The sequence below is a fragment of the Streptomyces humicola genome (genome assembly GCF_024436035.1).
GTDB classification, from domain to species: Bacteria; Actinomycetota; Actinomycetes; order Streptomycetales; family Streptomycetaceae; genus Streptantibioticus_B; species Streptantibioticus_B humicola.
This window is the reverse complement of record NZ_JANFNG010000032.1, coordinates 67,579-74,370: the sequence shown is the minus strand read 5'-3', so window position 1 is coordinate 74,370 and position 6,792 is coordinate 67,579. Positions and strand designations below refer to the sequence as shown.

The following is a 6,792-nucleotide window of genomic DNA, read 5'->3' as shown; positions in this document are numbered from 1 at the left end:
GCTCCGCCCCGAGCAGGCCGCCTACATCGGCGTCCCGGTCGAGGGCCCGTACAAGTCCGACCACTACCGGTACTGATGACTGGCCGTCAATCGCCCAGGGGCGGTCTGCTGGGCGCCGTCGCGACCAGCCGCCACGAGGTACGCAGCGGAGGAGCGCGCGGTGAGGCCGCGGCCGGGCGCCTCCTCGACCTGGTCTTCGACTGGATCCGTGCCTGCTTCCACCCCGAGCGCACCGGCGGCCAGTCCGGGGTCTTCCACTACGAGGTGAGCACCCCGGGCGGCGTCCGGCACCGCTGGGTCGTCGTCGCCGACGGGCGCTGCGAGGTGACGGGTGAGGCGCCCGCCGACGGCGAGGACTCAACGATCGCCGTGGAGTTGGAGGACCTGGTGGCCCTCGCCGTCGGCGAGATCACCGGCTCGCAGGCGTTCGTCGGAGGGCGCCTGAAGATCTCGGGCGACATCTACTTCGCGATGAACTGGACAGCCTGGTTCGGCGCGGACTAGCGCGATGCACGGGATTGCCGGCACCGCATGGGAATGGTCCCCCGGGCCGCCGTCCGGCCCGGAGGACCATTCCCTCGCATGATCACTGGATCACTCGATCGCGTCAGCCCAGGGATGCGATGGCCTCGTTGAACACCTTCGACGGACGCATGACGGCCGACGCCTTGGCGTCGTCGGGCCGGTAGTAGCCGCCGATGTCGGCCGGGGAGCCCTGCACCGCGATCAGTTCGTCGACGATGGTCTGCTCCTGCTCGGTGAGGGTCTTGGCGAGGCGGGCGAACGCCTTCGCGAGCTCGGCGTCGTCGGTCTGCCTGGCCAGCTCCTGCGCCCAGTACATGGCCAGGTAGAAGTGGCTTCCGCGGTTGTCGATGCCGCCCAGGCGGCGGCTGGGCGACTTGTTCTCGTTGAGGAAGGTGGCGGTCGCGCGGTCGAGGGTGTCGGCGAGGATCTGGGCGCGCGCGTTGCCCGTGGTCTTCGCGAAGTGCTCGAAGCTGGCCGCCAGCGCGAAGAACTCGCCCAGGCTGTCCCAGCGCAGGTAGTTCTCCTTGATGAGCTGCTGGACGTGCTTGGGCGCCGAGCCGCCCGCTCCGGTCTCGAAGAGCCCGCCGCCGTTCATGAGCGGGACGATCGAGAGCATCTTGGCGCTGGTGCCCAGCTCCAGGATCGGGAACAGGTCGGTCAGGTAGTCGCGCAGCACGTTGCCGGTGACCGAGATCGTGTCCTCGCCGCGACGGATCCGCTCCAGGGAGAACCTGGTCGCCTCGACCGGCGACATGATCTCGATCTGCAGGCCCTCGGTGTCGTGCTCGGGCAGGTACGCCTTGACCTTCTCGATCAGCTTCGCGTCGTGCGCGCGGTCCTTGTCGAGCCAGAAAACCGCCGGAGCACCGGTGGCGCGGGCTCGGTTGACGGCGAGCTTCACCCAGTCCCTGATCGGGGCGTCCTTGGCCTGGCACACGCGGAAGATGTCGCCGGCGCCGACCACTTGCTCCAGGACCACGGTGCCGGCCTGGTCGACGACGCGTACCGTGCCCGTCACCGGGATCTCGAATGTCTTGTCGTGGCTGCCGTACTCCTCGGCCTTCTGCGCCATCAGGCCGACGTTCGGGACCGAGCCCATCGTCGCGGGGTCGAAGGCGCCGTTGGCGCGGCAGTCGTCGATGACGACCTGGTAGACACCGGAGTAGCTGCTGTCGGGGATGACGGCGAGGGTGTCGTGCTCCTGGCCGTCCGGGCCCCACATGTGGCCGGAGGTCCGGATCATCGCCGGCATGGAGGCATCGATGATGACGTCGCTCGGCACGTGCAGGTTGGTGATGCCGCGGTCGGAGTCGACCATCGCCAGATCGGGTCCTTCGGCGAGCTCGGCCTCGAAGGACGCCTTGATCTGCTCGCCCTCGGGCAGCGACTCCAGGCCCTTGAGGATGCCGCCGAGCCCGTCGTTCGGGCTCAGGCCGGCCGCGGCGAGCGTCTCGCCGTACGCCGCGAACGTCTTCGGGAAGAAGGCCCGCACCGCGTGGCCGAAGATGATCGGGTCGGAGACCTTCATCATCGTGGCCTTCAGATGCACCGAGAACAGCACGTCCTCGGCCTTGGCACGGGCGACCTGCTCGGTCAGGAACTCACGCAGCGGCCCGACGCGCATGACGGACGCGTCGACGACCTCGCCCGCCAGCACCGGCACCGACTCCCGCAGAACGGTGGTGCTGCCGTCGTCGCCCACCAGCTCGATGCGCAGCGAGCCCTCCTCGGGGCTGACCACGGACTTCTCGGTGGAGCGGAAGTCGTCGGCGCCCATCGTGGCGACGTTCGTCTTCGAGTCGGGGGACCAGGCGCCCATCCGGTGCGGGTGGGTCTTGGCGTAGTTCTTCACCGAGGCGGGGGCGCGGCGGTCGGAGTTGCCCTCGCGGAGCACCGGGTTGACGGCGCTGCCCTTGACCTTGTCGTAACGGGCGCGGATCTCCCGTTCCTCGTCGGTCTTCGGCTCGTCCGGGTAGTCCGGCAGCGCGTAGCCCAGCTGCTGCAGCTCGGCGATGGCGGCCTTGAGCTGCGGGATGGACGCCGAGATGTTCGGCAGCTTGATGATGTTGGCCTCGGGCGTCTTGGCCAGCTCACCGAGCTCGGCGAGTGCGTCGTCGATGCGCTGTCCCTCGTCGAGGCGCTCGGGGAAGCTGGCGATGATCCGGCCGGCCAGAGAGATGTCGCGACTCTCGACGCTGACCCCGGCCTTCTTGGCGTACGCCTGGACCACGGGCAGGAACGAGTATGTCGCCAGGGCCGGGGCCTCGTCCGTGTGTGTGTAGATGATCGTCGAGTCAGTCACCGATACTCCAGCTTCACGTCTACATCGTCTTGACATCAAGATATCTCGTGATCGCCCCTCCCGGGCACCCGACCCCCCGGCCCGTGTGACACGCGTGACGGACGTGACACAAGGGAGTGATCAGGTGTGGCGTGTGATCACGCCTGAGTGGTCGCCGACGCCATGGCACGGCGGACGTACAGCGCGTGATACGCGCCATGTGGCGCGAAGTCCCTCGAACCGCTTCAGAACCGGTCAAGGCCCCCTTTGATGCGCCTTCGAGGCGCCTTCGAGGTGCTCTGTCCACCCTCGGTCGACGGCCGGTGACGGCCATCCCATGACGTGAGGCCGGATGAACGGAGGGCGGACATGGTGACGGCCCTGCCACCCAGGACGGCGGCGGCTCCAACGACCGTACCGGTCACCGGGCTCCGGCACCGGTCCTGGGCGCTGGCAGCGCGCTTCGACCGGGAACTGGGTGACCCGTGCGACGAGGCCACCGTCTTCTCCTACGAGCACGCGATCCGCCTCGACCGTACGGAGACCTTCCCCGACGAGATCTGCGCGGCCCTCAACACCTGGGGGCTCGCGCACTACTACGTACCCGCCGCCTACGGCGGGGCACTCGACGACTTCCAGGATCTGCAAATGCTGATCCGCACCGCGGCCCGGCGCGACCTCACCACAACCATCGCGCACGGCAAGACGTTCCTCGGCTCGCTGCCCGTGTGGGTCGGCGCCGACGCCGCGACCGCCGCCCGCCTCGGCGGCCTCGTACGAGCCGGCGCCCGCGTCTCGCTCGGCCTGACCGAACGCACCCATGGCAGCGACATCATGGCCGGCGAGCTCACCGCCGAACCGCAAGGGCGCGGATACCGGCTCAACGGCGAGAAGTGGCTGATCAACAACGCCACCCGCGGACGGCTGATCACCCTGCTCGCCCGCACCTCACCGGCCGGCGGCCCGCGCGGCTTCAGCGCCCTGCTCGTCGACAAGGACGACCTGCCGGCGCAGGCCTGGCAGTGCCTGCCCAAGGTGCACACCCACGGCGTCCGCGGCGCCGACATCAGCGGCATCACCCTGCACGACGCACTGGTCGGGCCGCAGACGCTGATCGGCACCGAGGGCAGCGGCGCCGAGCTGATGATGAAGTCCCTGCAGGTCTCGCGCGCCTTGTGTCCCTCGCTCTCACTCGGCGCCGCCGACCAGGCGCTGCGCCTGGCCGTGCGCTTCTCCCGGGGCCGCGAGCTGTACGGCCGTCACCTCGCCGACCTGCCGCTGACCCGCCGCACGCTCGCGGAGGGCTTCGCCGACCTGCTGCTGTGCGAGGCCGTCTCCACCGTGGCCGTCCGCAGCATCCACGCGCTGCCGAGCGAACTGAGCGTCACCGCCGCCGCCGTCAAGTACTTGGTGCCGTCGCTGGTGGACGGCGTCATCGACCGGCTCGGTTCACTACTCGGGGCGCGCTCGGTGCTCGGGCAGCAGTACGCGCACGGCATGTATCAGAAGATCGCGCGCGACCACCGCATCGTCGGGATCTTCGACGGCAACAGCCTCGTCAACCAGTACGCTCTCGTTTCCCAGTTCCGGTCGCTGGCGCGGGCCTACCTCGGCCCCGACGACCACCGCCCGGGCCTGGCCATGCTCTTCGACCTGGAGCGCACCCTGCCGCGCTTCGCGGCCGAAGGGCTCGCGCTCGTCTCCCGCTACGGCAGCAGCATCCTCGGCACCCTGCCCGGCTCCGTCGCCCGCCTGTCTGCCATGGCCGACCGCGCGCCGGCGCTCGCCGGAGCGGCACGGCGCGCGCAGCAACTGGGGGACGCCGCCAGCGAGCTGCACCGGCGCATGCGCCGCGTCGCCCCCACGGTGGCCGACGCGTCGGCGGAGTGCTTTACCGAGGCACGCCGTTACGCGCTGTGCCTCGCCGGAGCCGCCTGCCTCGGGCTGTGGCTGCACAGCAACGAGGCCGCGGAGGCGGAGTGCAGCTCGGGTGAGTTGTGGCGCGACGGGCTGTGGCTGCACGCGAGCCTGCGCCGGATCCTCGCGCGCCTGGGCATGCAGGACGGCCAGGACGGCCAGGACGCCGCGGCGGACGACGGCGTCTTCGACGAGCTGTACGAGCGACTGGTCGCGCACTACCAACAGGGCTTCCTTTTTTCACTGTTGCCCTGCCCGATAGCGGAGGGGCCGCCGTCATGCTGAAGCACACCACGTGCGTCGGGACCGCCGGCCCCGACGCGCCCGAGGCCAGAGTGGCCGCACTCGAAGCGCTCTTCGGCGACCCGGGGGACCCCGACAACCCGTTCGGCGAGGCCGCCGTGCTCGCCGCCGACGAACGGGCCGAACTCATCCCGGAGGCCGAGGCCGCCCTAGCGCGCTTCGGGCTCAACCAGGAGTTCATCCCGCTCGAGCTCGGCGGCCGGCTCGACCGCATCGACACCCTCGCCCGCGTCCTGCGGCCCGTCTTCCGCCGGGACGCATCGCTGGGCCTCGGCTACGGCGTCACCTCGTTCCTCGCCGCCGTCGCGGTGTGGGTCGCCGGCACGCCGCAGCAGCGCCGCTGGACGGCCGACCTGCTGCTGAGCGGCGGACGGCTCGCCATCGCCTACCACGAACTGGCGCACGGCAACGACTTCGTGCGCAACGAGTTCGCGGCCGTGCCCCAGCAGGACGACGGCAACGGCGGCGGAACCGCAGGCTTCCGTCTCGACGGCCGCAAGGAGGTGATCAACAATGCGACGCGCGCCGAGGCCATGGTGCTCTTCAGCCGCACTTCCCCGGCGCCCGGCTCGCGCAGCCACTCCGTGCTGCTGATCGACAAGTCCCGGCTGCCCCGCGACCGCTTCAGCCACCTGCCCCGCTACGAGACGACGGGCGTGCGCGGCTGCCCGATCGGCGGCTTCGACTTCCGCGACTGCCCCGTGCCCGCCGACGCGCTGGTCGGCGCAGCGGGGCAGGGTGTGGAACTCGCCCTGCGCTCCTTTCAGATCACCCGCAGCGCGGTGCCGGGCATGGTGCTCGGCGGCGGCGACACCGCGCTGCGCACGGTGGTCGGCTTCGCCGTCGAGCGGCAGCTGTACGGCAGGTCCGTCTTCGACATCCCGCACGTCCGCGCCACCGTCGCCGGGGCCTTCGTCGACCTGCTGATCTGCGACAGCCTCGCGCTCGTCGGCACCCGTGCGGTCCACCTGCTGCCGGAACAGACCAGCGTCTACGCCGCCGTCGTCAAGTACCTGGTCCCCAAGCTGCTGCAGGAGGCCACCTACGACCTGTCGATCGTGCTGGGCGCCAACTTCTATGTGCGCGACGGTGCGTACGGCGTCTTCCAGAAGCACGTACGCGACCTGCCGATGACCAGTCTGGGCCACGCAGGCACCGCCGCATGCCAGGCCACGATCATCCCGCAGCTGCCCAGGCTCGCCCGCAACTCCTGGCTGTCGGGCGGCGAAGAGCCGCCCCAGGCGCTCTTCCGCATCCACGACGACCTGCCGCCGCTCGACACCGGACGGCTCACCCTCGCGGCGAGCGACGACGGGCTCGCTGCCTCGCTCGTCGCCACCACCGCATGGCTCGACTCGTACGGCAGCGGCGACCCGGTCGGGACACTGCGGGAGATGGCCCGCGCCCTCGTCGACGAACTGCGCGCCCTGCGCGAGCGATGCCTCGACATGCGGCCCCAGGACCGCACCGCCCTGGCAAGCCCCGAGGCCTATGCCCTGGCGGACCGCTACGCCCTCGTCCTCGCCGGCGCCGCGTGCCTCGGCGTATGGCGCGCCCAGCGTCACGACGAGCCGGGCTTCATCGCCGGCCCGGTGTGGACCACCGCGGCCCTGGCCCGGATCTGCAAGCGGCTCGGTCTGCCGGTGCCCGAGCGTGCCGCGGAGGAGACCGCAGGACTGCTGCCCGAGGTGCTCGAACGGTTCCACGACCGGCGCAGCTACGACCTTTACGACACCCCGCTCACCGGGGTGACCCATGGAGGCTGA

5 protein-coding genes are annotated in these 6,792 nt (G+C 70.6%); 4 read left to right on the top strand and 1 reads right to left on the bottom strand.

The window, feature by feature from the left end; genetic code table 11:
- Both NGB36_RS33925 and NGB36_RS28025 read left to right on the top strand, forming a co-directional pair.
- A partial coding sequence (locus NGB36_RS33925) for an adenosylhomocysteinase (protein WP_372509547.1) occupies window positions 1-76 on the top strand: 76 nt, incomplete at its 5' end.
- Complete coding sequence (locus tag NGB36_RS28025; protein WP_255923349.1) at window positions 76-504, top strand: SCP2 sterol-binding domain-containing protein; 429 nt, start codon at window positions 76-78, stop codon at window positions 502-504. The genes NGB36_RS33925 and NGB36_RS28025, both read left to right, overlap by 1 nt.
- A 103-nt stretch (window positions 505-607) precedes the next feature.
- On the opposite strand, the gene NGB36_RS28020 is transcribed toward NGB36_RS28025, so the two are convergent.
- Window positions 608-2,827 (bottom strand): NADP-dependent isocitrate dehydrogenase, encoded by a 2,220-nt coding sequence (locus tag NGB36_RS28020; protein WP_255923348.1) that lies wholly within the window; start codon window positions 2,825-2,827, stop codon window positions 608-610.
- Window positions 2,828-3,175: 348 nt separating this feature from the next.
- Between NGB36_RS28020 and NGB36_RS28015 the strand changes: the two genes are divergently transcribed.
- Together NGB36_RS28015 and NGB36_RS28010 are read left to right on the top strand one after the other, a co-directional pair.
- Entirely contained in the window at window positions 3,176-5,008 is a 1,833-nt protein-coding gene (locus NGB36_RS28015; RefSeq protein WP_255923347.1) for an acyl-CoA dehydrogenase family protein, read from the top strand.
- A complete protein-coding gene (locus NGB36_RS28010; protein WP_255923346.1) occupies window positions 5,002-6,792 on the top strand; it encodes an acyl-CoA dehydrogenase family protein in 1,791 nt (596 codons plus the stop codon). The genes NGB36_RS28015 and NGB36_RS28010 overlap by 7 nt, the downstream gene beginning before the upstream one ends.